At 57.5% G+C, this 25342-nt stretch carries 22 protein-coding genes and 2 pseudogenes; 13 read left to right on the top strand and 11 right to left on the bottom strand.

What is annotated here, in order from left to right:
* Positions 1–151: 151 nt before the first annotated feature.
* Both CAI21_RS25725 and CAI21_RS25720 read left to right on the top strand, forming a co-directional pair.
* A complete protein-coding gene (locus CAI21_RS25725) occupies positions 152–619 on the top strand; it encodes a GDP-mannose 4,6-dehydratase (RefSeq protein WP_309544973.1) in 468 nt (155 codons plus the stop codon).
* Positions 580–1116: a GDP-mannose 4,6-dehydratase gene (locus CAI21_RS25720; RefSeq protein ID WP_309544972.1), complete on the top strand. Its 537-nt coding sequence runs from the start codon at positions 580–582 to the stop codon at positions 1114–1116. The genes CAI21_RS25725 and CAI21_RS25720 overlap by 40 nt, the downstream gene beginning before the upstream one ends.
* Positions 1117–1136: 20 nt before the next feature.
* On the opposite strand, the gene CAI21_RS19445 is transcribed toward CAI21_RS25720, so the two are convergent.
* The gene (locus tag CAI21_RS19445; RefSeq protein WP_116303818.1) at positions 1137–2183 is read right to left on the bottom strand and encodes a Gfo/Idh/MocA family protein; all 1047 of its coding nucleotides are present in this window, start codon (positions 2181–2183) and stop codon (positions 1137–1139) included.
* Positions 2176–3189, bottom strand: coding sequence for an MDR/zinc-dependent alcohol dehydrogenase-like family protein (locus CAI21_RS19440; protein ID WP_220348881.1), 1014 nt, complete (start codon positions 3187–3189; stop codon positions 2176–2178). The genes CAI21_RS19445 and CAI21_RS19440 overlap by 8 nt, the downstream gene beginning before the upstream one ends.
* 259 nt (positions 3190–3448) lie before the next feature.
* On the opposite strand from CAI21_RS19440, the pseudogene CAI21_RS26170 reads away from it, so the two are divergent.
* Positions 3449–4338: pseudogene (locus CAI21_RS26170) on the top strand (Ppx/GppA phosphatase family protein); the annotation flags it as partial.
* Between the two features lie 6 nt (positions 4339–4344).
* Positions 4345–4980, top strand: a complete 636-nt coding sequence (locus CAI21_RS26165; protein WP_404840899.1) for a hypothetical protein — start codon at positions 4345–4347, stop codon at positions 4978–4980.
* Positions 4981–5034: 54 nt separating this feature from the next.
* Here CAI21_RS26165 and ppk1 read toward each other — a convergent pair whose 3' ends face one another.
* Complete coding sequence (gene ppk1, locus CAI21_RS19430) at positions 5035–7116, bottom strand: polyphosphate kinase 1 (RefSeq protein WP_116303817.1); 2082 nt, start codon at positions 7114–7116, stop codon at positions 5035–5037.
* A 287-nt stretch (positions 7117–7403) separates the two neighbouring features.
* On the opposite strand from ppk1, the gene CAI21_RS19425 reads away from it, so the two are divergent.
* The 5 genes from CAI21_RS19425 to CAI21_RS19405 all read left to right on the top strand — a co-directional run bounded on the left by CAI21_RS19425 (position 7404) and on the right by CAI21_RS19405 (position 13926).
* Entirely contained in the window at positions 7404–9941 is a 2538-nt protein-coding gene (locus tag CAI21_RS19425; RefSeq protein WP_116303816.1) for an outer membrane protein assembly factor BamB family protein, read from the top strand.
* A 107-nt stretch (positions 9942–10048) separates the two neighbouring features.
* A complete protein-coding gene (locus tag CAI21_RS19420; protein WP_116303815.1) occupies positions 10049–10591 on the top strand; it encodes a Spy/CpxP family protein refolding chaperone in 543 nt (180 codons plus the stop codon).
* Between the two features lie 76 nt (positions 10592–10667).
* On the top strand, positions 10668–11684 hold the full coding sequence (locus CAI21_RS19415; protein WP_116303814.1) for a 3-oxoacyl-ACP synthase III family protein: 1017 nt from the start codon (positions 10668–10670) through the stop codon (positions 11682–11684).
* Positions 11675–12394, top strand: a complete 720-nt coding sequence (locus tag CAI21_RS19410) for an SDR family oxidoreductase (protein ID WP_116303813.1) — start codon at positions 11675–11677, stop codon at positions 12392–12394. The genes CAI21_RS19415 and CAI21_RS19410 overlap by 10 nt, the downstream gene beginning before the upstream one ends.
* A gap of 146 nt (positions 12395–12540) precedes the next feature.
* Complete coding sequence (locus CAI21_RS19405; protein ID WP_116303812.1) at positions 12541–13926, top strand: carboxyl transferase domain-containing protein; 1386 nt, start codon at positions 12541–12543, stop codon at positions 13924–13926.
* On the opposite strand, the gene CAI21_RS25310 is transcribed toward CAI21_RS19405, so the two are convergent.
* Positions 13923–16022, bottom strand: a complete 2100-nt coding sequence (locus tag CAI21_RS25310) for a LysR substrate-binding domain-containing protein (RefSeq protein ID WP_258868236.1) — start codon at positions 16020–16022, stop codon at positions 13923–13925. The genes CAI21_RS19405 and CAI21_RS25310 overlap by 4 nt on opposite strands.
* Before the next feature lie 172 nt (positions 16023–16194).
* Here CAI21_RS25310 and CAI21_RS19390 point away from each other — a divergent pair, with 172 nt between their 5' ends.
* Complete coding sequence (locus tag CAI21_RS19390) at positions 16195–17139, top strand: pirin family protein (RefSeq protein ID WP_116303810.1); 945 nt, start codon at positions 16195–16197, stop codon at positions 17137–17139.
* 95 nt (positions 17140–17234) lie between these two features.
* Here the strand turns inward: CAI21_RS19390 and wrbA are convergent, their stop codons facing one another.
* The 6 genes from wrbA to CAI21_RS19365 form a co-directional block, all read right to left on the bottom strand.
* Positions 17235–17840, bottom strand: coding sequence for an NAD(P)H:quinone oxidoreductase (gene wrbA / locus CAI21_RS19385; protein WP_116303809.1), 606 nt, complete (start codon positions 17838–17840; stop codon positions 17235–17237).
* A 162-nt stretch (positions 17841–18002) separates the two neighbouring features.
* Positions 18003–18953 (bottom strand): bile acid:sodium symporter family protein, encoded by a 951-nt coding sequence (locus tag CAI21_RS19380; protein WP_116303808.1) that lies wholly within the window; start codon positions 18951–18953, stop codon positions 18003–18005.
* A 170-nt stretch (positions 18954–19123) separates the two neighbouring features.
* Positions 19124–19726: a TetR/AcrR family transcriptional regulator gene (locus tag CAI21_RS19375; RefSeq protein ID WP_116303807.1), complete on the bottom strand. Its 603-nt coding sequence runs from the start codon at positions 19724–19726 to the stop codon at positions 19124–19126.
* A 248-nt stretch (positions 19727–19974) separates the two neighbouring features.
* Entirely contained in the window at positions 19975–20463 is a 489-nt protein-coding gene (locus CAI21_RS25305; protein WP_258868239.1) for an ABC transporter permease, read from the bottom strand.
* Positions 20391–20735, bottom strand: a complete 345-nt coding sequence (locus CAI21_RS25300) for an ABC-2 transporter permease (protein WP_258868235.1) — start codon at positions 20733–20735, stop codon at positions 20391–20393. The genes CAI21_RS25305 and CAI21_RS25300 overlap by 73 nt, the downstream gene beginning before the upstream one ends.
* Positions 20732–21712, bottom strand: a complete 981-nt coding sequence (locus CAI21_RS19365; RefSeq protein ID WP_116303806.1) for an ABC transporter ATP-binding protein — start codon at positions 21710–21712, stop codon at positions 20732–20734. The genes CAI21_RS25300 and CAI21_RS19365 overlap by 4 nt, the downstream gene beginning before the upstream one ends.
* Positions 21713–21983: 271 nt before the next feature.
* Between CAI21_RS19365 and CAI21_RS19360 the strand changes: the two genes are divergently transcribed.
* Together CAI21_RS19360 and CAI21_RS19355 are read left to right on the top strand one after the other, a co-directional pair.
* Positions 21984–22409, top strand: coding sequence for an OsmC family protein (locus CAI21_RS19360; RefSeq protein WP_116303805.1), 426 nt, complete (start codon positions 21984–21986; stop codon positions 22407–22409).
* 160 nt (positions 22410–22569) lie between these two features.
* Positions 22570–23313 (top strand): hypothetical protein, encoded by a 744-nt coding sequence (locus CAI21_RS19355; RefSeq protein WP_147305178.1) that lies wholly within the window; start codon positions 22570–22572, stop codon positions 23311–23313.
* Positions 23314–23390: 77 nt separating this feature from the next.
* Here CAI21_RS19355 and CAI21_RS19350 read toward each other — a convergent pair.
* Positions 23391–24397 (bottom strand): annotated as a pseudogene (locus CAI21_RS19350) (lipid A deacylase LpxR family protein).
* Positions 24398–24883: 486 nt separating this feature from the next.
* Here CAI21_RS19350 and CAI21_RS19345 point away from each other — a divergent pair.
* On the top strand, positions 24884–25342 hold the full coding sequence (locus tag CAI21_RS19345; protein ID WP_116303803.1) for an FxsA family protein: 459 nt from the start codon (positions 24884–24886) through the stop codon (positions 25340–25342).

The raw sequence follows: 25342 nt of genomic DNA, 5'->3' as shown, positions 1-25342 counted from the left end.
AAGACCTTATGTAATGCCTGACGACGGAGATTCAAGAACCGCTTCCTGCCGTGTTTCTGCGGGTTTTGCCGACGGTCCAGGAGGCGGGTGGACAAGGAGGAAAACTGTCGATGAAAAGGCTCTATGCTACAAGCCGAAAAAAGGCCGTGCGTTGACCATCTTATTGACTGGTGCGGCTGGTTTCGTCGGCAGTCACGTGGTAGATCGTTTACTGGCGGAGGGGCACCGCGTCATCGGTGTCGATAACCTCAGTACCGGCAACTTGGATAATCTTCGCCATCTTTACCGGCACCCGCGGTTTGAGTTTATCGAGCACGACGTTTGCGAACCGCTCATGCTCAAACGCAGCCTCGATTGGGTGATGCACTTTGCCAGCCCGGCCTCGCCGCCGAAGTATTTGGAGCGGCCGGTTGAGACCATGCTGGTAAATAGCCGGGGCACCTATCAACTACTGGAGCTAGCAAAAGGTCGCGGAGCGGCCTTTTTTCTTGCCAGTACGAGCGAGGTCTATGGCGACCCGTTGGAGCATCCTCAGCGGGAGGCGTATTGGGGTAATGTCAATCCGATTGGGCGCGCGCGGTGTACGACGAGTCGAAACGGTTCGCCGAAAGTCTGGTGATGGCTTACCACCGAGCACTCGGTATGCCGGTGCGGATTATCCGCATCTTTAATACTTATGGTCCTAGGATGGACCTGTACGACGGGCGGGTAGTTACCAATTTTATTCGCCAGGCCCTGACCGGTAAACCGCTTACGATTTACGGCAACGGCAATCAAACACGTAGCTTGCAGTATGTCGACGATCTGGTGGAAGGCATAGTGCGTTATCTGGGAGTCGACCACAGCGGCCCGATAAACCTCGGTAATCCTGAGGAGTTCAGCGTATTGGCCATTGCCGAGCAGGTGAAATTGGCGACCGGAACGGCGGCGGAGATATGTTTCTGCCCGTTACCGGAGAACGATCCGCTACGCCGGAAACCGGATATCAGCCTGGCGCAGCAGCTCTTAGGGTGGCGCCCGCAGGTGACGTTCGACACGGGCCTTGGCTTGACTGTCGAACAGGCGCGTTTACGGCTGGCGAGCTTGGACGAACGCTTGCGGGCGGCGCAGGGGTAGGGCGACAAGCCCCGCCCCCGTCAGTTAACGGCGCTGCGAGCCGCGGACACGGCTTGCGGTGTCGGATCTGCTTGCTGATAGATCCGATCGAGCACTTCTGCCACATATATATAATGGGCGGCCCGCGCGCGATCATGGGCAGGGTTGGCGATAAGTTGCTCGGCCCAGGCCAGCGCCGCTCGACCGCCCCAATCATCCGGTGGCGAGCCGAGCGTCTCTCGCTCGGTGCCTTGATGCCACTCGGCGTTGAAGTCGAAGAAGGAGCCGTTAACGTTACGCCAACGCGCGCCGGCTCGATCGCCGAAGAAACTCGCCTCGATCTCAGCGTCGCAACCGGCGGACAAATTCCACGAACACGCCAGTTCAAGGCTCACCCCGTTGGCTAAATCGAGTTGCGCGAGCGCGTAGTCTTCCACCGCGTTCGAGCTTAACGACAAACGCTCGGCTGCGGCGAAACAGCGGCTGGTAATCTGCTCCACGCGCGGGAAATCAAACAGCCATAAAGCGAGGTCGACCAAGTGCACGCCCAGGTCCATCAGGCAGCCGCCGCCGGCCAGGTCGCGGTCGTAGAACCAGGCTTTATCGGGCCCGTAAGCGTTGTGAAATACTAGCCGCCCTGCAAAGGCACGGCCGAGTTCTCCGGCTTGAATACGACGGCGGATCTCGTCCATACCGGCGACATAGCGATAGGAAAAATCCACGCCTAGTAAGCGGTCGGCGCGGTGGGCGGCATTAACGACCGAGGCTACCTCAGCGGCGTTGCGGCCTAGGGGCTTTTGGCAAAATACCGCAAGCCCGGCGTCGAAGGCGCGCCGGCATTGCTCGGCGTGAAGGGCGCTTGGGGTGGCAATCACAAGCCCGTCCAGGTCGAGCTGGAGAAGCTCGTCTAAACTTGTCGCTTGGATAGCCGTTGGTGCAATCGCTGCGGCCTGTTGCAGGCAGTCCGGGCTTGGGTCGGCGATGGCAACGATATCGGCGAGACCGGACTCGGCCAATTTCTGAAGCCTATGGCGACCGATCCAGCCGGTGCCGAGAAAGCCGAGGCGGAGTTTGCGATGCTTATCCACGGTTAGCCTCCTCCATCATCAGCACGGCTTTGGTGAAGCCCTCGGGTCGGGTGGCCGCTGCGTGCAAACCGCGAGTCAAGTCCTGGAGGCCGAAGCGATGGCTGAGTAGAGGCGCGATTTGAAGGCGACCGTCGGCGACGGCGGCAACGGCTTCTTGCATTCCCCGCACCGCTACAGCGGGGTCGCGTTCGTGAGCGTTGACGACGTCGATACCGCGCCAGTTCCAGAGTTGCATATTAACCGAGCGTGGCCCGTCTTGATGAAAGCCGGCGATGACCAGCCGACCGCTGAAGGCGGTGAGTTCGCCGGCGAGATCGAGCGGCCATTGCTTGCCGGTGCATTCCAGTACGCGCTCGCAGAAACGCTCCTCGGTCAGTTGTTTGACCTGGTCGATAATTTCCCAATGATCTTGCATCGGCACGACATGATCGGCACCGAGACGTTCCGCCAAGGCGCAAGAGCTTTCCGAGCGGGAAATCGCAATCACGCGGGCGCCGGCCGCTTTCGCAAGCTGAAGCAGCCCGCTGCCGAGAAATCCGGAGCCGACGATGCCAACGGTCTGACCCTGCGTTATTTGGGCGCGCCGGAATATGTTCATGATGCAACCGAGCGCTTCGCCGGGGATAGGTTGGCCGTCGAGTGCCGGCGGCAGCCGGACTACCTTGTCGGCATCGGCGATGTCGTACTCGGCATAGGCATGGAAACTTAAGGCGGCCACACGCTCTCCAACGCGTAAGTGATCGACCTCGTCGCCGATGGCGTCGATCGTACCCCAACCTTCGTGGCCAAGCTCACCGGGGGATAAGGGGTATTGGAACCATTCGCGCCCCTCGAAAGCGGGTATGTTGGAGGCGCAGATGCCGCAGCCTTGCAGACGAATTCTTACTTGGTTCGGCCCCGGTTGCGGGCGCGGAACCTGTTGTAATTCGAAGTGGCCGGCTTCCGTGAGAACGGCCGCAAGCATGGCTTGTGGGGCTTTCTGGGCTTGGCTGGCTGCCGATTGCATAATCCTTACTTCTCCTAAGCTGAACAGATTCCTTAGGCGCACCGCGGGACACCCTGGCGGCCTGGTCGAACAAGAAGAAGAGGCAGTACCTCTCTTTCGCAACTAGTCGAGGCTGAGTAGGTACATTGCAAGTAAATGCTGAAAAATTAACTACGCTAAGAAGCTGCGGGCCGAGCCGACATGGTGGCACAATGGTCAAGCGGGTTGCCGCGCCAACAGCGCGTATTCCCCCGCGGTGAGCGACGAGCGAGGAAACCTTATGAAACAGGGGCCGCCTTTCGGAGCGATTGCCGACGAGTCGCCAGCGAAACTGTCCCGCCCCGTAGCGGCGGTAGACCTCGGCTCGAACAGTTTTCACATGTTGATAGGGCGCGATCATCACGGGCAATTGCAGGTGCTGGATCGGCTTAAAGAGCCGGTGCGATTGGCGGCAGGCTTAACCGACGATGGGCGTATTGCCCAAGACGCGGAAGAGCGCGCGTTGGCAGCGTTGCAGCGTTTCGGTCAGCGGTTGCGGCAATTCGAGGCTGGCACGGTGCGAGCGGTGGGAACGAACACCCTGCGTCGTGCGCGCCATAGCCGGGGATTCCTCAAACGAGCGGAGAAGGCGTTAGGGCATCCGATTGAAGTGGTGTCGGGTTTTGAGGAGGCGCGGTTAGTTTACCTGGGCGTCGCCTATAGCGTCGCCGACGAGGGCCGTCGACGCTTGGTTGTCGATATCGGTGGGGGAGCACGGAGCTGATTATCGGCGAGGGGGTTGAGCCGTCGTTGCTGGAGAGCTTGGAGGTTGGTTGCGTAACGCTCACGCAGCAGGCATTTGCGGACGGTAAGATCGACCGGGCGCGCTGGCAGGAGGCCGTGCTCGCGGCTAGACGAGAGCTGGAGCCGGTGGCGCAGAGCTTTCGCGAGAGCGGCTGGCAGCGGGTGATCGGAGCTTCCGGCACCATCCAGGCTGTACAACGAACCGTGTTTGAAGCCGGCTGGAGCGAGGGCACGATTACGGCGTCGGCGCTCGCTAAGCTGCGCAAAACGCTGCTGGCTGCCGGCAGTGTCGAACGCGCCGGTTTTTGCAGCGTCGGCTCCGAGCGAGCACCCGTTTTTGCCGGTGGCGTAGCGGCATTAAGCGCCGTTTTCCAGGCCTTGGCTTTGGACGAGATGGAAACGGCACAAGGCGCTCTGCGCGAAGGCGTTATGTATGACTTATTGGGGCGTATTCAGCGGCGCGAGGTGCGGGGTGGGAGCATCGACAGTTTACGGGCCCGCTACCACGTCGATGCTGGGCAGGCCGAGCGCGTTCGCGAAACGGCCGATCGTTTGCGCCAGGCCGTGGCAGTAACCTGGGGTTTGGGCGATTCGGAGAGTCGCCGTCTGTTGCGGTGGGCGGCGGAGTTGCATGAGATCGGCCTCGATATCTCGCATGCGCAGTATCATAAGCATGGAGCCTATGTTGTTAGGCACGCCGACTTAGCCGGGTTTTCTCAGCAAGAGCAAGCCTTGCTCGCGGTGCTGGTACAGGGACACCGGCGCCGTTTGCCGCATAAACGAATCAAAAGTCTGCCGCCTCGGCAACAAAAGCAAGCCTATCGATTGTTAGTGTTGTTACGTCTCGCCGTGCTCTTGCATCGGTCGCGGGATGTCGGTCCGCAGTCTTTGCCGCGGCTGGAGGTCGAGGGAAAGCGTGTGACGTTGCGGTTTGCCCCGTCGTGGTTGGCCGAGCATCCCTTGCTGGTCGCCGACTTGCAGGAGGAAGCAAAACAGCTAGCAACGGCCGGTTTTCGGCTGTATTACTAACGGTACGGTTCTCTTTCGGGTTTGAGATTGCGGCGATCGACCGTTAGTCGCCGTTTAGCTGAGGCTGGTCAATTCTTCGAGTAAGGCGGTTTGAGCGGAGAGGGGCTGTTCGCCTTCGGCCGGCTGCAGCCGCTCGTAATGCCCTTCGGCGGTCAACACCCAGGCTTGCGTGTTATCGCGCAGGTAATAGTCGAGATCGCGAATAACCTGCGCGCGTACCTCGGGGTTTAGCAAAGGAAAGGCAACTTCCACTCGACGGAAGAAGTTGCGCTCCATCCAATCGGCGCTTGAACAGAATACTTGCGGATCGCCGTCGTTCTCGAAGTAGTAAACCCGCGTATGCTCAAGAAATCGTCCGATGACCGAGCGTACCGTGATGCGTTCCGAGACGCCGGGGAGGCCCGGCTTGAGCGAGCACATACCCCGGACGACGAGATCGATTTTCACGCCCGCGCAGGAGGCTGCGTAGAGCGCTTGGATGATTTGCGGCTCAACCAGCGAGTTGAGCTTGGCAATGATGCGAGCGGGCCGCCCGGCTTGTGCATGACGCGCCTCGCGCTCAATCTTGCCCAGCAATTGGTCGTGCAGCGTAAACGGCGCCTGTAGCAAACAATTAAGTTCGGACACCTTGCCAAGGCTGGTTAGTTGCAAGAACACGCGGCGAACGTCTTCGCCAATATCCTCGTTGCACGTCAGCAAACCATAGTCGGTATAGAGTCGTGCTGTGCGCGAATGGTAGTTGCCGGTGCCCAAATGAACGTAATGGTTCAGGTCGCGCCCCTCCCGCCGAACGACCAGCATCATTTTGGCGTGAGTTTTGTGGCCGACAACGCCATACACCACATGGGCCCCGGCTTCTTGTAATCGATTAGCCAGCGCGATGTTGGCCTCTTCGTCGAACCGGGCCCGTAGCTCGATGACGACCGTCACTTCTTTACCGGAGCGAGCGGCTGCGACTAAGGCATCGACGATAGCCGAGTCCGGCCCGGTGCGGTATAGCGTTTGCTTGATGGCGAGCACCTGCGGGTCTTGCGCGGCTTGCCGGAGAAAATCGATAACGGGTAAGAAGCTGTGGAACGGGTGGTGCAACAGAATGTCGCTGCGGCGAATGCGCTCGAAAATGTCGCTGGTCGGTGCAAGCTCTCGCGGCAGCCCCGAGACGAAGGACGTGAATTTAAGTTCGGGCCGATCAACCAAGTCATAGATGGCCATCAAGCGGTTTAAATTCACCGGGCCATTAACTTGGTGGAGGTCGTCGCGGCTGAGGTTAAATTCATCCAGCAGGTAGTCGGCCAGATGGTCAGGACAATTAGCGGCGACCTCCAGGCGTACCGCATCGCCATAGCGGCGCGACAAAAGTTCGCCTTCCATGGCTCGCAGAAGATCGTCGACTTCCTCTTCGTCGACAAACAAATCGCTATTGCGGGTGACCCTGAACTGATAGCAGCCCTTAACCCGCATGCCAGGGAATAATTCCTGACCGACGAAGGCGTGGATGACGGACGAGAGAAAGACGAAATCGAACGGTCCGTTGCCGGCCTCGTTGGCAGGTAGCTGAATGAGCCTCGGTAGCGCGCGCGGCGCTTGCACGACGGCATACCCGCTGGAGCGCCCGAACGCATCTTTCCCGTCGAGCGAGACAATGAAATTGAGGCTTTTATTAAGTACGCGCGGAAAGGGATGGGCAGGATCTAGCCCGATAGGGCTGATAATCGGCAACAGATCCTCTTCAAAATATTCTTGTAGCCAGAGGCGCTGAGACGGGCTCCACTCGCTACGGCGCAAAAAGCGGATGTCCTGTTCGGCCAACTGCGGGATCAGGACGCTATTGAGGATCCTATACTGATCCTCGACCAACTGATGAGCGCGCTGGCTGATCGCCGTGAGGACTTCCTGTGCGCTGTGGTTATCCGGCCCGGCTTGTACCGAACCCATCGCCATGGCCTGCTTAAGCCCGGCGACCCGTATTTCGAAGAATTCGTCGAGGTTGGTGCTGGAGATGCACAGCATTTTCAACCGCTCAAGCAAGGGCAGCCTGTTATCTTCCGCTTGAGCGAGAACGCGGCGGTTGAATTCGAGCAAGCTAAGTTGACGGTTGGTGTAGAGGTCCGGCTGCCGCAGATCGATCTCGCTCATAGGTATTTGACCGCCTTTGTTGCCCATAAACCTACGGTATCCCGCTCTATAGGCATAGGCAAGGGAACCGCTAAGCCGCGCGCTTTGCCTTCCGCGCTGCACGGGGGGTGTATCTCGCAGAGCCCGCCGGCGCTGTTATCGGGAATGCCGTTTTAGAATTTATATATTAAATAATTAAATTATTGCCAATATATTTCGCCTTCCAAAAAGATCAATTCGTTGTATTATTTGATGCACTATTAATAAATATAGGTTTCCCCGGGAAACGGACAGCGCGAGGGAAGGGAATGAGGCTGCGGTGCTATCGGGAATTAGGCGCAGGGGTCATGCTCGCTTTGCTGCTTGGGCTCGCCGCAGGCTGTGACGGCGAAAGTCGAGACCGACCAGATGCCGGCACGGCGCTGACCCTCAACGCACGCTCAGATATTATGCAGATTCATTTGCGTTGGAGCAGCGAACGCCCCGTCAACATCGTTTATTCCTCCGACCCGAATTGCGAGTGGGAAAACTACGCAAGCTGCCCGCACAGCGGCTTTCGTCGCGCCGACGGCGGCAAGCTCACGCTAACCGCATTCGGCGACGAGCTGGATCCGGATACCGTATATTACTTTGTTGCCGAGCATGACCGAGAGCGCAGCCGGCACGTTGCCGCGCGGGCTACCTTGCCTGGATTTGGTGCCGGCGGCGGGGCCGAACGCCTTCCGCGAATTATTACCGGCGCCGTATGGGAAGACCGTTTGTTAGTCGGCGGTGCCTTCGAACAGTTGGGGATGGTCACCGGTGGCGCGGCGTTATTTAGCGGCAAGGGCGAGCCGGTGGGGCCTTTGCCGGCGGTGGGCAATTGGGGGCCTGTCACGGCGGCGGCGAGCGACGGTAGCGGTCGATGGTATGTCGCGGGAGACTTTGCTGTCGTCGATGGATCGGCCCGCGAACGTATAGCCCGGTTCTTACCCGACGGCAGCCTCGACCGCGAATGGGCACCTTCCATTCGCTATAGCCAAGCTGCGGAACCTCGTATCGAGCGTATCCTCGCGGCAGGGGATTATGTGGTCATCGGCGGCGAGTTCGATCGTGTCAACGGCGATCAACGCTCGCATGTGGCTGTCCTCGATAGCCAAACGGGTCAGTTGCTCGACTGGGACGCAGAGTTGCAGGGCGGTAGCGTTCAGGCATTGGCAATGCGTGGCGAGACCCTGTTCGTCGGCGGCGACTTCGCTGAGGCGGGTGGCGTTTCTCGGCCCGGTTTGGCGGCATTCGACCTTGCCCGAGGGGGGCGTTTGCTGGACTGGGAGCCGGATTTCGGCGAGTTTGCCGTTCAGCCTCGGGTCTGGGCGTTAACGGCCGATGCCGAGACGCTTTATGTCGGAGGGCGCTTTCGCTATACCGCCGAGAGCGAGACACGGCAAGCACTGGCGGCGCTGACGTTGGCCGACGGTGCCCTTAGAAGCGATTGGCATGTCGATTTGCGATCTAGCCGTGGCGATGCGCCGACTATTCGGGATCTCTACCTGGCAGAGGGCGTCCTGTTCGTCGCTGGAGAGTTCGACGAGATCGGCGGCCGCGAGCAGGCCGGGCTTGCGGCCGTCGTAGCGCTAGACGGAAGACCAATTGACGATTGGCGGCCGGCGCTAACGCTGACTGGCCCCGATGGGCGCCCTGAAGCAGGGTTTGCCGAGCGCTTAGCGGTTGATGACAACACCTTGTTTGTGGCGGGTAGTTTTACCGAGGTGGACGAGGAGCCGCGTTTCACGCTCGCCGCTTTCGATATTGCCAGCGGTGGCTTGAAACCGTTCAGCCCGACGGTGGACGAGCCTGTGCTCGCGCTGGCCGCGCACGACGAGCGGGTGATGGTCGCCGGCGCCTTTCGGTTGGTGCAAACAACGGATCATAAGAATCTGGCAGCATTCGATCTTGCCGCCGGCACCCTTGACGAGGACTGGCGGCCGAATCCGGATGCGCCGGTGCACGCGCTGTTGGTGGCGGAGGATAGGCTCTACGTCGGTGGGGCATTCTCGTACATCGACGGCGAACCCCAGCAAGGCCTTGCGGGCTTTGCAACGCCAAACGAAGCGCGACTTGTCTGGTATCCAAAAGTGGAGGGTAGTGTCACCGCGCTCGCCGCGTCGCCGCAACGGTTATTCGTCGGCGGCGATTTCGCTAAGGTGGAGGGCGTAGAACGGGCAGGGTTGGCAGCCTTTGGGCTCAGCGGCGGAGCGTTCGATAACGCCTGGCAGCCAACCGGCACCGCAGCGGGGCCGGTAGCGGCTATGGCTTACCTTGACGAGACAGTCTACATCGCCGGTGTCGATCTTATCGCCTTGGATGCACGCAACGGTACGCGCGATTCCGAGTGGAGCCCTGCCACCGTCGGGCCGGTACATGCGCTTACCGTTGCCGACGGTCGGCTTTACTTGGGGAGTGCTTTCGCGGCTGTCAACCCAAACCCCGATGGCACGGGAGAGGATGTTCTCGCTGGCGTTGCGTCGTTCGATCCGGCCACCGGGGCGTGGCAGACCGTCGCCGGCGGCAACCCCGTTATCCAAGGGGAAATGGAAATTACGGCTGTGACCGCCGCCGATGACTGGCTTTTTGTCGGTGGTTTCGACCGTCGGGCGCATGCGATGCCCGAGCAAAGTATTTTAGTGATCGAGCGCAAGAGCATGCGCGCAGTGGGCGGCAACTCTCGCTTAACGCATGATTTCTCATCGCCGCAAACCCTTGTTGTTGCGGGCGATCACGTCTTTATGGGCGGCGATGTCGAGTCGTTTAATCAATTGCCCAGAGCTGGTTTTACGGTTTTTGCGCGCGCTTCATTATTTCCGTAGCGGATTGACCGTCTGGTGTTCGTTAGAAAAAGTTTGGATCTCTACGGGCGTAGGGGTTAGGTGCCGTATAGGCCGTTTATCGAACGGCTTTCGATAAGGGAAAGAGAATGATGGGCTTCGGTCGTAAGGTTTATTGGGCGCTTTTCTTGCTTGCTATCGGCTCTGTGGCGTTGGCCCAGGACTCTCGCGCTCTGAAGGCATTAACTCCGGAGGAGGTGGAGGGGTTTCTGGCCGGGCAAGGGATGGGGTTTGCCAACGTAGCCGAACTCAACGGCTATCCAGGGCCGAGACATGTGCTGGAGTTGGCGCAGGAGCTTTCCCTCAGCGACGAGCAACGGGAGATGAGCAAAGCGCTATTCGACGCTATGCGTGCCGAAACAAGTCGTCGGGGCTCCGAGCTGGTTGCGAAAGAACATGAATTGCAACAGCTTTTCACTTCCGGTCAGATCGACGATGTGAAGCTGAATGCCGCGGTGCAGGAAATTGCTCGTTTGCGGGGCGTTATTCGCGAAAGCCATTTGCGGGCCCATCTGCGGCAAGCGGCTATTCTCACGGAGGAGCAGACGGCGCGTTATATGGAATTGCGCCATGGCGATCGTACGGCTGCGGAGCCGAGCGCTACGTCGCACGATCATCATCACCATCATTAACCCGGCGCTGCGTGTAAATGCCGGCGCAGCGACACATCCGGCCGTCGCTGGGAGCGCGTTTTAGGGGGAGAATACGTTGAAGGACTTGTTTGCCAGCTTGCCTTTAGGGATGGGTATAGTTGGTACCGGCTATGCTTTAGGCCCCAACCGATTAAGCAACGACGATCTGATGCGGCTTAGCGGGTTGACGTTAAGCGAACGTTTCATCCGCAGCCGTATCGGGATCGAAAGCCGGTGTTTTCTGGCCGATGGCATGACGACATCCGACTTGGCAGTCGCGGCCGCGCGGCAAGCGCTAGATAACGCCGACTGTTCGCTCGATGAGCTTGACCGTCTCATCGTCGCCACTTCAACCCCGGATCATGCGACGCCGTCTACGGCTTGTATCGTTCAGCACAAGCTGGGCGGCTCGGGTTTCCCCGCACACGATGTCGTCGCTGCTTGTAGCGGTTTCCTATATGGCCTAGAACAAGCGCTGCGCTGCGTGGCTACAGGCGATCGCAAGGTGCTGGTTATCGGAGCGGACTGCCGCTCCCGTACACTCAATTTGTCCGACAAACGGACTGCGTTTCTCTATGGCGACGGTGCCGGCGCTGTTGTTGTGAGCGCGCTCCCGGGCCGCACGCAGGGTTTTGAAGATTGTCTTTTAATGGCCGACGGGAGCGGTTTCGATGCCGTTATGGTGCCGGCCGGCGGTGCTGCCGAACCTTGTACGGAGGAGAGCATTCGGCAAGGTCGGCATCGGTTATCGATGCCCGATGGCGCGCGCGTTGCGACCAATGCCGCGCAGGGTTTTATCGGCCTGACGGAGCAGCTGCTGGAGCGCAATGCTCTACGGTTAGAGGACATCGACTTCTTTGTTTTTCATCAGCCCAACGGTCGCTTGCTGCAGAAAGTGATTGAGCAACTCGGGGTTCCTCCGGCCAAAACACATATTAATTTTCCTCGTTACGGCAATACGGTGGCCGGTAGTGTGCCGATTGCGTTGGCGGAAGCAGTGGCCGAGGGCAAGATCGGTTCGGGCGACCGCGTCTTGTTGTGCGCGGTGGGGGCAGGTTTTACCGGCGGGGCGGCGCTACTGCGATGGCATTGATGCGACAGGATACGGTGTTGGTCACAGGGGCAAGCCGAGGTATTGGCTTTGCCTGCGCGGAGCGCTTGCTGAGCGAGTACGGTTGCCAGGTTGCGATCACCGCGCGCGATCCAGCCGGGTTGGAGGCGGCCCGCCAACAGTTGGCGGAGAAAGGGCGGGTCATCGCGCTGCAGTGCGATCATGCCGACAGCAAGCAGATAGCGAATAGTTGGGAGCGGCTCTTGCAGTTGACGGGGCCACCGGCAGGAGTTATCGCCAACGTGGGGGATAACCCCGTGCATCGTTTAGGGCCGCGCAAAGCGCATAATGCCGATTACGACGTACTGCTTTCCTGCCTGCGCACTAACCTCGTTAATACCCTTTATTTGTTGCAGTTATGTATAAAGGAGTGGCGTTCGAGAGGGGGAAATATCGTTTTAATAGGCTCGCAGGCTTATCGCTATGGGATTCCCGGCCAAATAGCATATAACGTATCGAAAAGCGGTTTGGTCGGGTTAAAAAATAGCCTGGTTAGCGAATACGGTAAGCGCGGCATTTATTGTCAATTAGTGAATCCAGGATTGGTGTTGAACGAGCGTACCCGGCGACTGCGAGCAACGGTTGCCGAGCAAACCATCAGCGAAGCCGAGGTGGCGGCTGCCGTTTGCCAGGCTTTGTGGCAACCGGAGCAGTTTGGAAACGGGGCCGAGCTCAATGTTCCTGCCGCCTGAGCTCGACCAGGGTGCGTTTGCAAAACACATTTTTCGGCAAGTCGCGGTAGTTGCCAAAGCGAGGTTTACCGGGAATCTGCATTTTCTCGTTTTACCAAACCGATAGGGACGGCGGGGAGCTACCCCGGGTTCAAGGAAGAAGGTTTATGGAATATCAGGTCGAAACGACAGCGAGCGATTATCATTGGCTCAGCGCCAGTCTTAAGAATTTACCGGCGATCAAGGCCTTGCAGGGGTGTTTGGACGACGAGGTCGAATTGTTCATGCCCGTCGACTGCGAGCGTCCCGACCGCCTGCGCGCGGACGGTATTTGGTTGTTATCCGGAACGATAGACGGGCAACCGGTTGCCGTGGGCTGGTGGGACTTTCGCGTCAAAGGGGGAAGCTTCGGCCGCTCGGTGTGCCGGCGGTTTCTTGCCTTCTTACGAGCCGTCGAACAACGCCATCAGCCGCTGTTGTTGGTGGTTAACTCCCTTGGCTTGCGCTTTATGGAAGGGCGCACGATCTTCGCCGATGTGTTCGGTCTTATTCCCGCGTTGCTCCGTTTTAAACGACGGCAGTTATTAGTTACTGCGTGCCAGGGGCGTTGTCTTGGTTTCGGAGCCCTAGTGTTCGGCTTAGGGCACTACCGGTTAGCGGCGGGGACGGGAGCGACATTGAGCTTAACCGGGCCGGAAGTCTTTCAATTGTTTTTCGGCCAGCGTATAGCATTCTCCGAAGTGGCCGCTACCGAAGCGGAATACCACCGCTCCGGGTTGATTCATGAGCTACCTGATCGGTTGGGCGATATGATGATGCGAGCGGCATACGTGCTCAAGTACTTAGGCGGCGACCGACCGTTACCGGCAATACCTTACGAAGAAGTAGCGCCGGGGCAAGCGCTGACCGTCTCCTCGCTTTTGCAGGCACTTGGTGGCCGAGCGCTGGAGGTATTTCCAGGGTACGACTCTCGGCTCCAGGCGTTCGTTGCCGAACTTGGTGGGCGTCGGCTGGGAGTGTTACTAAACCCGCCCGGGCAGGTGAACAATATGTTCGCTTTTCGTTCCCTGGTGCTATACCGGGAGGCCTTGCAGCTATTTCGGGCACTAAGGCTACCGTTATTGGTGTTGCTCGATACGCCCGGTGTCGACCCTCGGTTCGACGGTCAAAATCAGCGGGTGCTGGAGCAGCTGCTGAGCGTGACGGAAGAGGTGATTAATTATCCTTACCGCAAGATGGGGGTTGTCATCGGTCGTGGTTTCGGCGGCGCTAATTCGTTAGGCATGCCCAAGGTATACGGTGCGGAAGCGACTTACGGGCTGGCCGGTTTGCAACTTGGCGTTATGCATCACTCGATCATTGAGCAGTTGCTGTCCGGGTCGGCACCGTTGCTAGCGCAATGGAATGCTGCTCGTGCCGAGGAGAAAGACGACTGCAGCGATGTGGTCGAGGCAGGTATTCTCGACGGCATCATTAGTATCGACGGCTTGGCCGGCGTCGTCATGAAGACGTTATTCGCCACCTCGCCGCCGCCGCTGATGGAAGTCGGCTAACCGGTGTATTGCATGCATAAACCTGCCCAGCTAAAGCCGCCGCCGACCGCGTGCCATATCCAGTGTTCGCCGGCTGCGGGCGAGAAACTCGGGGCTTGCTGCCAAGCGTATTGATTAATGAATACCGTGGGGCAGCCCATGTTGCCGTAGCGGCGAAAGTTGCTGGCTATCGCATGATCGGGAATTCCGCAGGCGTGGGCAAAGGCACGATTTTTCCGGCCGTCGATCTGATGTGCGATGTAGTAAGCAATGTCCGCTCCGTCCAGCTCCGCGAGTTCTAGCAAATCTCTTAGCGAGCTTTGCCAATAGCCGGCAAGTGTTTGTAGACCTTGCGCTTTTTCTTCAAAGTGAAAATGGTACTGGTCCGGTTCGAGCGTTGAGCTGGGGTAGGGGTATTTACCCGGCACCTGCATGCCTTTGGCGAATCTTGGGTCGGTGCCGTGAACGATCGATTTGATCAGCCATTGCGAAGAAGCCCGCAAGTCCAGAGCGACCGCACCGTCGCCGACGGCGGCCGTCATCTGAAGTGCGTTGGGATTGTTGAACTTACTTAAAGTTTCGCTGGCGATCAGCACCCCGCGGCGAGCGCCCATACTCATATATTGCGCCGCCTGGATTAATGCAAGCACGCCGGAAGAACAACCGGACTTTATATCCCAGCAGCTTGGTTTGCCGCTGAACTCGAATTCGTGTGCCAAAAGCGCGCTGTGCGTGCTCACGGGGAGCGGGTTTGAAATACCGGCGTAGATAACGAAGTCGGCTTCTTCCCGAAGTTCGGGAGCCAGCTCCAGGAGTTTGCAAAGTGCGTCCCTGGCAAGATCCAGCGCATCTTTCTCGGCCGGGCAGTGGTAACGGTGCACGATCCCCATTTCTCGCTCGATGAAGTTCGTCAGCCGTTTCCGGTTGGCATGTCCGGATGCCGCGAGGATGCTTGCATTATCAACGCTTACCAGGCGATCGAAGTCGCAGGTAGCGATATGGTCGATGGCAAAGCCGTGCTTGTTGTCCTTAAGCCTGATCATTCCAGTTCCTTGGTTGTCGCTATTGTCGTCCGATCCGGCGCGCAGGCGACTTTTTGAGTCGAGTCGGATGTACAACGCGGTACTTGAGGCGTTCGACGCTGGAGCAACTAAACCTAAGCGATAACGTTGCGGTTGTATAGCCTTGGCTTTGTTAGCGTGAATATAGTGTTTTAGCGGCAGCCTCTTTTTGGCAGACGAGCCGCAGCGCGTCCGCCAGCGCTCGCGTTGCCGGGCCGGCGCCGTCGCGGGCTGTAAAGACGAGATAGAGATTGTCGCTGCGATCGGCGCGGCAATCAGAGGCAGCGGTTTTAATGTGCCATTGGCTAATTCTTGTTCAATGTAAGCTCTGGGTAGCCAGGCAAAGCCAAAGCCCTGTTTGACGAATTGGATTGACGTGCGAAGCTGCGAGACGGTCCAGCGTTGCTCGGCAACCAAGGTGCCGGCATCTTCTTTACGCTTCGAGCCGGAATCGCGGACGACCATTTGCCGGTGCAGCTGTAAGTCTCTTTCGGTGACGGGGCGGCCGAGGTGGTGTAAGGGATGGTCGGGGTGCGCGACAGCGGTGAAGGCGACGGCTAGCAGGGGCTCGCCAAGATGGCCCGGTGGAATCCTATGCGTGATGGCAAGGTCAGCCTGTTGGTTGAAAATCGCCTCTTGGGTACCGGAGAGAACCGCTTCGATAAGCTGCACTCTGCAGCCGAGGCTTTGCGGTGCGAACTCCGCCATCGCTTGTATTAATAGCGACTCGGGGAAAACGATATCCACGGCTAACCGCACTTCGGATTCCCAGCCTTCGCCAAGTTTGGCAGCGAAGCTTTCCAGATGATGCGCTTCTTCAAGCAATGCCCGAGCACGCCTTAAGAGGGCGTGCCCGGCTTCGGTTAGTACGGTTCGACGTCCTTGGCTAGCTAATACTTCGACCGGTAGCTGGTCTTGCAGGATTTTGACCGTATAGCTGATGGATGATTGACTCTTATTAAGCGCGTCAGCCGCTTTGGCGAAGCTTCCCTCGTCGGCGATTGCTTGTAGCACCGCCCACTGCTCAAGGGTGATTCGGGGGATATGGCTGGCCATCGCGTATGTCGACCTTGTTCGAAGGAGTATGTGTGTATTCTAACAGAGAGCCATCCGCACGCTGAGTGGTAGCCGGGCTTGATAAGGCAGCGTGCCGTTCCGCCGTTCAGCTGCCGGCGCCGTCAGCAGAACGGATGAATCGTTTCGCGTCTCTCGATAAGGAGTAGAGTCTATGAGTCGTCGCTCCGTGTCCGCTACCTCGCCATCTGACAGCCGATATGTCGATACGGTTATTGCGCCGAGGCAGAGCGATTTAGGCGGTGGATTCCAGGTTAGTAGGCTATTGCCGTCGCGTAAGCGCAGGATGGTCGGACCCTTCGTCTTTCTTGATCAAATGGGGCCGACGATCATACAGCCCGGTCAGGGCTTGGACGTATTGCCCCACCCTCATATAGGTTTGGCGACAGTAACCTATCTCTTCGATGGCGAGTTGGTGCATCGGGATAGTCTGGGAACGGTGCAGACGATTAAGCCCGGAGAGTTGAATTGGATGAGCGCCGGGCGAGGGATTGCGCATTCTGAGCGGACGCCGGCATCGCTGCGGCGGGTGGAGCATCGACTGTTCGGTATTCAAGCCTGGGTAGCGTTGCCGAGGGCGTATGAGGAAAGCGAGCCGGCGTTTGCGCATTACGCTGTGGGGGCGCTGCCGGTCTATGAACAGTCGGGGATGCGCTTGCGTCTGATCGCCGGGTCGTGGCAAGGACTGAGATCGCCAGCGAGAACCTGCTCCGATAGTGTGTATGCCGATATTGCTTTAGCTGTGGATGCACGCTACGACGTTCCTCCAGAGCATGAGGAGCAGGCTATCTATCTAGTGGAAGGCAAACTTGTTTTACCTGATGGGAAAGTGTACGAAAGTGGGCACTTGCTGGTGCTCAAACCCCAAATTAGCGTCACATTGCAGGCGCTGGAGGGCGACGCGCGATTACTCCTATTAGGAGGGCAAGCTTTTCCGGAGCAACGTCATATTTGGTGGAATTTTGTCTCTAGCTCAAAGTCGCGTATCGAACAGGCGAAGGGAGATTGGAAGGCGGGGCGTTTCCCTCGGGTTGCGGAGGAAACCGAGCGTTTGGCATTGCCTGGGGATAAGCAAGCTACTACGGTGAATTATCCTTGAGTAAGAGCCGGGTGGCACGCAAGAGATGCAACGCCGCCATGGCGGCGTTGCGATCTATTGAGCGCGCTAAGAGCCATGCAAGGGCCACTGGCCGCTTACTTAGCGGCCAGTTTGCTCGCAATCTCCGCGACGTGGCGACCTTGGAAGCGCGCCATAGCGATTTCTTGCTCGCTGGCCATGCGTTCGCCTTGACCTCCGGTGATCGTGCCGGCGCCATAGGGGCTGCCGCCTTTAATTTCATCTAGGCCAAGCTGCTCCTGGCAGCTATAAGGTAGGCCGACGACTACCATACCGTGGTGGAGCAGAGTGGGGTGGAAGGTTAACAAGGTGCTTTCCTGACCGCCGTGTTGACTGGCCGTTGCCGTGAAAACGCTACCGACTTTCCCGATCAATTTGCCTTCGGCCCACAGCCCGCCGGTTTGGTCCAGGAAGTTGCGCATCTGAGCGACGGCGTTTCCGAACCGGGTCGGCGTTCCGAAGATGATGGCATCGTAGTCGGGCAATTCGTTGACGTCCGCAACCGGAGCCGCTTGCTCGGTTTTGGCTCCCGCTTCTTTGAGAATGTCGGCGGGAATAGTCTCCGGTACGCGTTTAACGACGACTTCGGCGCCGGGGACTTCGCGCACCCCATCCGCGACGGCTTGTGCCATTTTCTCAATGTGGCCGTAGAAGCTGTAGTAGAGCACAAGTACTTTCGCCATTTTACGTGATCTCCTGTTGCGAACTGAAAGCGACAGGCATATAGATTAGCAACTAAAAAATAACTTAATAGCGGAAAATATCTGGATAATTAAACAAGAAAGTAGATCAATTGTTTGGCGGACGACCTCCGCCTGGGGAGGTCGTCAAGGTGTGTGGATACGTTAGCTCGACGGCTGTTGTTGGGGGGTGCGAGAGGGGTGCTCGCTAGTTTTTGGTTCCGCTAAAGGCGAGCTTAAACGGCGGCGGCCGAACGCAATCAGCGCGATGGCCGGCGCGAACATAATCAAACCGTATAATGCCGAGGGGATCATCATAACCATACCGTTGAGACCGCCAACCCCGGTCAGCAAGCCCGCAACTGCCATCCCAAGTACGGTATTTTGAATCCCGACTTCAATGCCGATGGTTAGCGCTTGGCGGAGTTTTAGCGCAAGGATAAAGCCTAAGAACAAACCAAGCCCGGTCATAATGAGGCTCAGGGCAATGGTGACACTCCCGACTGCCGGCAGCATGGCGAAGAGATCCTGACGGGTTGTCCATAGGATAATCAGCACGATGAGCAAGAAGGATAGGGCAGCGAAACGGTCGTAGAGGGGGCCGATCCGCGTTGAAAACCGGGGCGCAATCGATCTCACGATCATGCCCAAGCCGACAGGAACAATCGTGAAAATAAAGACACCGCCCATGACTTCCGCAACCGGCACCGGAACCCCGGCGGTACCGCCATCGGCAAAGTAACCGATAGCTAAAGCGGCAAATAAGGGAATGGTAAATACGACGATGCAACTGTTAACGGCCGTTAACGTGATGGACAGCGGCCGGTCGCCATGTGCCAGGTGCGAGATGAGGTTAGACGTGGTGCCGCCCGGACATGCCGCTAGAATTATTAAGCCGACGGCTAGCTCGGGGCTCAGGTTCCAGAGAACAGCCAACGCAGCCCCGACGATGGGCAGTAAGAGAAGTTGACCGCCGAGGCCGGCGAAGATAGCGCGAGGGTATTCCTTTAGGCGAATAAAATCCTTCGGCGTTAAGGTCATGCCCATGCCGAACATGATCAGAATCAGCGTTAGCGGCAGGATAATGTCCAGCAGGATGTTGACTGGGTCACCCATTGATTCTCCTCCGGATTATAGTCGGTTATTATTAACTTCCAGTAGTTCGTTATTCTTGATGGACCCGGGGCGAGCTTTACCTCGGCGCCAAGCCGCTGGCGCTCGGCAATCTCCCGCCCCCAAGTCACGACATCTCTATGGCGGGCACTTCGTCCCGCCTGCGGTTACCGTTACGCTTGTCTTGTGCACAGCTGCCAGCAAGCATCTCGGGCGGCGCTAATGTCGTCCTCGCTCAGGGTGAGATAGCCTCCTCGTTCGGCTTTAAAGAGATTCACGAAGGCACCCCATATGAGTGCCATCAGCACCTCTACTCGTATGTCGTCGCGGAATACGCCTTGTTCTTGCAGCCGCTTTTGGTGTTTGGCTATCGGTACGAGAAGGCGGCGCTCCAGGGCACGGCTTTCCTTGTCGAGATAAGGCAGGTGGTCTTGCAGCTCCAGAAAGCGGAAAGCTTGGGGGCGTTGGCGTGCAAAGGCGACTAGACGTCGCCAAAATTCGTCAAACATCGCTTTCGGTGCGGTGTACACTTCCATGCTTTCCGATAGCCGCTCGGCGAGTGCGCTTTTCTCCTGCATGAAAAGCGCATTGACCAGTGCTTCTTTGCTTGGAAAGTAGCGATAGATCGTGCCCGTCCCAACCTTGGCATGGGTTGCGATCTCAGGTACGGCGACTCCGTTGACCCCGCGTTCTGCAAAGGTTTCTAAAGCGGCGGTTAAAATAGCCTCGCGTTTGGCGGATACTTTGGCGGACTGAGTCTTGCTCTGTGTGCTCATGCTGCTTGTCTGTCTGTGGTTCGTAGGGCATTGGATGAAGATTGCCCTAATGGCTGGGTTTAGCTAACTCGGCCTCAATAGGAATGAATGTTCATTCCCGTTTCTGCTGCCAAGGATAGACTAGTTTTGCAAAGATGTCAGAAGAAATCGGTTCGGCAGTAGCGGAGTGCGGCTATTTTCGGCGCAACGGCGCCTTGCTCATCTGGGTAACCCCTACAGTAGGCAAGGCGCCGTCGTTCTGAGTTTGCTTAACTCTTCAGGCGGTAACCGCTTTTGAATATCCAAGCTATGATGGCAAGGCAAACGATCAGGAAGCTTAGGATCATGGTCAGACTAATGGCGACGTTGACGTCGGCAATTCCGTAGAAGCTCCAGCGGAAGCCGCTGATCAGATAGAGGACCGGGTTAAACAGCGTAACCGTTTGCCAGGCCGGGGGGAGCATGTCGATGGAGTAGAACGTGCCGCCTAAAAAGGTCAGCGGGGTGATGATAAGGAGTGGAACCAGTTGAAGTTTCTCGAAATTATCGGCCCATATTCCAATGATAAAACCTAGCAAGCTGAAGCTGATCGCCGTCAGAACGAGGAATGCGAGCATCCAGAATGGATGGAGAATATCGAAGGATACGAAGAATCTGGCGGTTATTAGAATCAATAACCCCAGGATCATTGCCTTGGTTGCGGCGGCTCCGACGTAGCCCAGCACGATCTCGAACGGGGATACTGGGGCCGATAGAATTTCGTAGATGGTGCCAGAGAACTTTGGGAAAAAATAGCAAACGAGGCGTTCGACACGCTTTGCGTGAGCAGCATCAGCATGATCAGCCCCGGAACAATGAAGGCACCGTAGCTGACACCGCCGATCTCCTGAATCCGAGAACCGATGGCAGCGCCGAATACTAAAAAGTAGAGGGAGGTGGTGATGACCGGCGAGACGATGCTTTGCAGCAGAGTGCGCCGGGTACGCGCCATTTCGAACTTATAAATTGCGCGAACCGCATAAAGGTTCATGAACGTTCCTTTACCAGGTTAACGAAGATCTCTTCCAAGGAACTCTGCCTGGTCTGTAAATCGGTGAAGTGGATTCCGGCTTGGTTTAAGTCGGCCAGTAAATTGGCTATACCGGCATCTTCCCCCTGTGCATCGTAGGTGTAGACTAACTCGTGCCCGTCGTCCGCGATTTCCAACTGATGCTGAGCAAGGTGCGGGGGTAGCTGGCTAAGCTTCTCGGGTAAGTGCAAAGTCAGTTGCTTGCTGCCGAGCTTACGCATAAGCTCGTTTTTCCCTTCAACCAGCACTATCTCGCCGTTATTGATAACGCCGACTCGATCGGCCATTTCTTCGGCTTCTTCGATATAGTGCGTTGTTAAAATGATGGTGACGCCGCTGGCCCGCAGCGCTGCGACGACATTCCACATGTCGCGCCGAAGCTCGACGTCTACCCCGGCGGTCGGCTCGTCTAGAAACAAAACTTGGGGTTCGTGAGACAAGGCTTTCGCGATAAGTACCCGTCGTTTCATGCCGCCTGACAGGGTCATCAGTTTATTGTTTCGCTTATCCCATAGCGTAAGATCCTTGAGTACCTTTTCGATGTGGGCCGGATTCGACCGCTTCCCGAAGAGTCCGCGGCTGAGCGTTACGGTGGACCAGACGGTTTCGAACGCATCCGTCGTCAGTTCTTGCGGTACCAAACCGATCTTGCTGCGAGCGGCACGGTAGTCGTGCAGAATGTGGTGTCCATCGACGTGCACCGTGCCGCTACTGGGGTTGACTAAGCCGCAAATGATGCTGATCAAGGTGGTTTTGCCTGCCCCATTGGGGCCTAGCAACGCGAAAATTTCGCCCCGACGGATCTCCAGGTCAACGTTTTTCAGCGCTTGAAAACCCGACTCGTAGACTTTCGATAAGCCTTCTATGCGCACAATCGTTTCGGCCTGCGTGGACTGTACGCTGTGTCCAGCCTGAGAAGCGTGGTTGTTGAGATACATTCGTTGCCGGTGCCTACACTGTTTAACAAATAATGTATTGCAACACAGAATGCCCGGCATGTTGAGTGTGCTACATGCCGGCGTATTTAGCTTGTGTCTCCGTGATCTTGCCACCAAGCATCCGCTTGGATGCAAGAAGTGCCGATTCGTTGCATACGATGCCCTGCTAGGGCCTATCTGATCGTAGCAGGTCTTTTAAGGAGCGTTGACGGATAAGTTCCAGCGATTGCCTCCGCTTTGTTAACGGTCTTTATGTCTAGAGGAGGGAGTTATGAAAGCCATCGAGCGAACGTCTTCCGGAGTGTGGCGCGGGAATTTGCCGCACGGCTCAGGCGAGATCAAAGCAGCGAGCGGGGTTTTACGCGATGCGCCTTTTACGTTTGCGACGCGTTTTGAGAATGCAAAAGGTACTAACCCTGAGGAACTCATCGCCGCCGCTCATGCGGGGTGTTTTAGCATGGCCTTATCGGCTTACTTGAGCGAGCAGGGGCATGAGCCAGAGGAAATCTCGACGAAAGCCACGGTGAGTCTGGAGAATCAAGCAATCACCAGAGTGCATTTGGTAACCGAAGGGCGCGTGCCCGGTTTGCGAGAGCAGGATTTTCAAAAGGCCGTTCAGGAGGCCGATGCGCATTGTCCGGTGTCCAATCTGCTGCGCACGGGCTTGGTTATCAGCCATGAAGCTATGCTTCGGTAGCGTTTCCGTGGTTTTGGTTTAGTAGTTTAGCAACTTGTTGTTTTCTGCTGGCTATGCCCCAACACCTGCGTTATCAGGTTGTTGGGAAAGCAAGAGTAAAGTTTGGCGGACACCTTCTAGCAGCCTGTCCGACAAGCGCCGGTAAGGACAAGGAGGTTGTATGCGATCTATGAAAGGGATTTGGCTGGCGCCTTTATCTGCCCTGGTTCTAGGGTTTGCGATGACGGCAACGCAGGCAGAGGAAAATGACGAACAACGGGCTGAAGTGGATGCGCCGGATGGTTATCTCGTCATTACCGAAGAAATGTGGTTGCCCGTACTGGCCCAACCGTCCTTGACCTTAGAGCGTGCTCGCGAATCGTTCGTGCGCCGGGACTATGATGAAGCGGCCGACGATATTGCAGCCGCTGCGGCATTCTTAAGAATCGAGGCGGAGCGTGTTGGGCGGCCGGCGGAAGAGGAGTTAGGGCAGGTTGCGGACCGGTTGGAGGATCTGGCCGAGCGTGTACGGGATGAAGACGTGCATGATTTGAACGAGCTGGGTTCGTTGGCGGCGGAAACCAATCATGCGTTGGCGGAGCGTTATCATGAGCTTGCTGAGGCAGCCGAAGACGAAGGCGAGAGTCGTCATGCTGGCTATTACTTGCGTGCGGCAGCGCATCACTTAGAACATGCCTTTGCCTGGACAGGGCATGAGATCGACGAGGGCAGCCGTGACGCAATCGATGCGGTGAAAGACGGCGCCGACGATGTCGCGCGCGGTGCGGAATGGACAGGCGATGAAGCCCGTGACTTGTTCTCCCGCATGGGGGATGAGGTCGATCAGGCGCGGGACGATATTGCCCAGTATGCTCGCGAGCGCGAAGCGCAGGATGAGGAGCGCGCGGAAGCCGAACAGGATTAATGCTTAGCTAGAGGGTAAGGGCGGGCCGGCTACTAGCCGGCCCGCAAAGACATGACTATGTCCGCCCTAGCGCCTTTCTACAGCTTGATCGAGAGCGCTATGCTGCCGAACTGGGTCGAGGAGCCACGCTGCGTTTCGAACTCGGGCGTTGAGAGAACATGGGTGTAGCTAAGCCGAAGCGAACGCCCAATGTTTAATGCACCGCCAATTTGCAGCTCTCCCACGAAGGTTTTTTGTCAACGCTTGGGCTATCGCGGAAGGTGTTGCCGTCAAGAAAAATATTGTGTGCAACCACTCGGCCGTCAGCGCTTACAAAGATATACCACCCGAAGTCGTCCGCAGCGGTAAAGACGCCGGAACCGGATAAGGTTGGGGTTATGCGAGGGGGGCCCCAGTCGTAGGGGAGCGCTTCGCCAAAGCGCAAAGTAAGCCCCAGGTTGGCTTGGGTAAACACGTTGCCCACTGCTGCGGATGCCGAGGGGCTCATCTCAAAGCCCCAGCCTTGATCTTGTCCCAGCTTGAGCAGACGCCATTGATGTTCGTAGCTCACCATGACGGCCGGTTCGTTGCGTAATTCGGAGTTCCACCCTTGAGGGAGTGTTGCATTCGCCAGCCGATGCATTTCCCGCTGAGTGTTACCCGCATGAGAGGCTGGGCCGACAACGCCGAGACTCAGTTGCAAACGGTCCAATCGATGCGCAGTCTTGGCGCCGACGCCGAGATTAAAATAAAGCCAACCGGCGTAAGGTCTATCGTCGGGTGGCGGAATAGAGCTATTTAAGTCTTCGGGCGTATAGATATTCTGCCCTACACTGTAGCTGTAGCGTACGGTATCGTGAGCCGGAAAGGCTGGGATAGCGGATGCTGTTGTCGCGATACGGCCGCGGCGGGGGCGTGGCGGCGTGATCCAGGTTGCTCGAAATCCGTTTGTGTAATAGCGGTCTTCGCCGGCAAAGAGATCGTTTTCATAGTTAATGACCAGTATGCCTCGCTCCGGCGGTTCCGCCGCGACGGCACAAATTCCGGCTAGCCCGGTGAGCAACCCAACTGTTCTGCCAAGGGCTTTCCTTGGACGTGTTGCCATGGCCGTATCCTTATCGGGTGACATCGTCCTTGTCGTGCCAAGCGGGTGCTGCCAAAGTCCATCTTGGGCTTTGTGGGCCTGCTGCTCCGCAGTAATCCTCTGAGGGATGTTTATCGCTATATCCAAATGCCCTGGAGGGGTGTGCTAAGACGCCCGCTGAATAGGCAAATCTAAGCGTGAAGGCGTACTCTTAGTGATCAGGGCGTGAGCGCTGCTTATCCCGTTACGCCTTCCAGGTGTTAGGGCGAAGCGTTGTCATCGATAGCGTTTGTCTGAGCTGTGCAGCGCGTTTTTTCGGGCACTAAGTCCCATTTCAGTTGCCTAACGACCAACTGAGCGCGTTTCCTTGATCACGGTTTGTTGGCTACATGAGGCGTTTTCAACAACCGGCGCGAGAGAGGGTGTAAAAGATCGTTTCTCCGTTATGATTTTGACGTTGCCGCCCGGCCATGGGTGGCGCTCGGCTTTTTAGCATAGGAGGCGAACTTGCCTATTTTTATCTTGCTGTTCTTGATTGTTCCGTTTGTGGAAATTTACTTGTTGATTCAGGTCGGTCAGGTAATCGGCGCATTGCCCACGATCGGGCTTTGCGTTTTGACGGCGGTGCTTGGCGGTGCCTTGTTACGACAGCAAGGTGTTCGGACTATGGCGCGGGCGCGCCATAACTTGGATCAGGGCCAGTTGCCGGCGCACGAAATGCTCGAAGGCATCGCCCTGGGAATTGGCGGGGCGCTGTTGGTAACGCCAGGATTTGCCACCGATGCGGTAGGCTTTATGTGTCTGCTGCCATTCACCCGCCGTTGGCTGGTAAGCCATGTTTTGCGACGGGTTACCGTGGTTTCCGCGATGGGGGCTGGGGCTTATGACAGTACGACACGTCGGCCGCAGGGGCGGGAGGCGGACGGCTCCCATATAATTGAAGGCGAATATGAGCGTAAGGATTAG

Origin of the sequence: Alkalilimnicola ehrlichii, assembly GCF_003399765.1 — a bacterium.
GTDB lineage: Bacteria > Pseudomonadota > Gammaproteobacteria > Nitrococcales > AK92 > AK92.
Note: the sequence above shows the minus strand (reverse complement) of the source record. Positions and strands in the feature narration are given on the sequence as shown.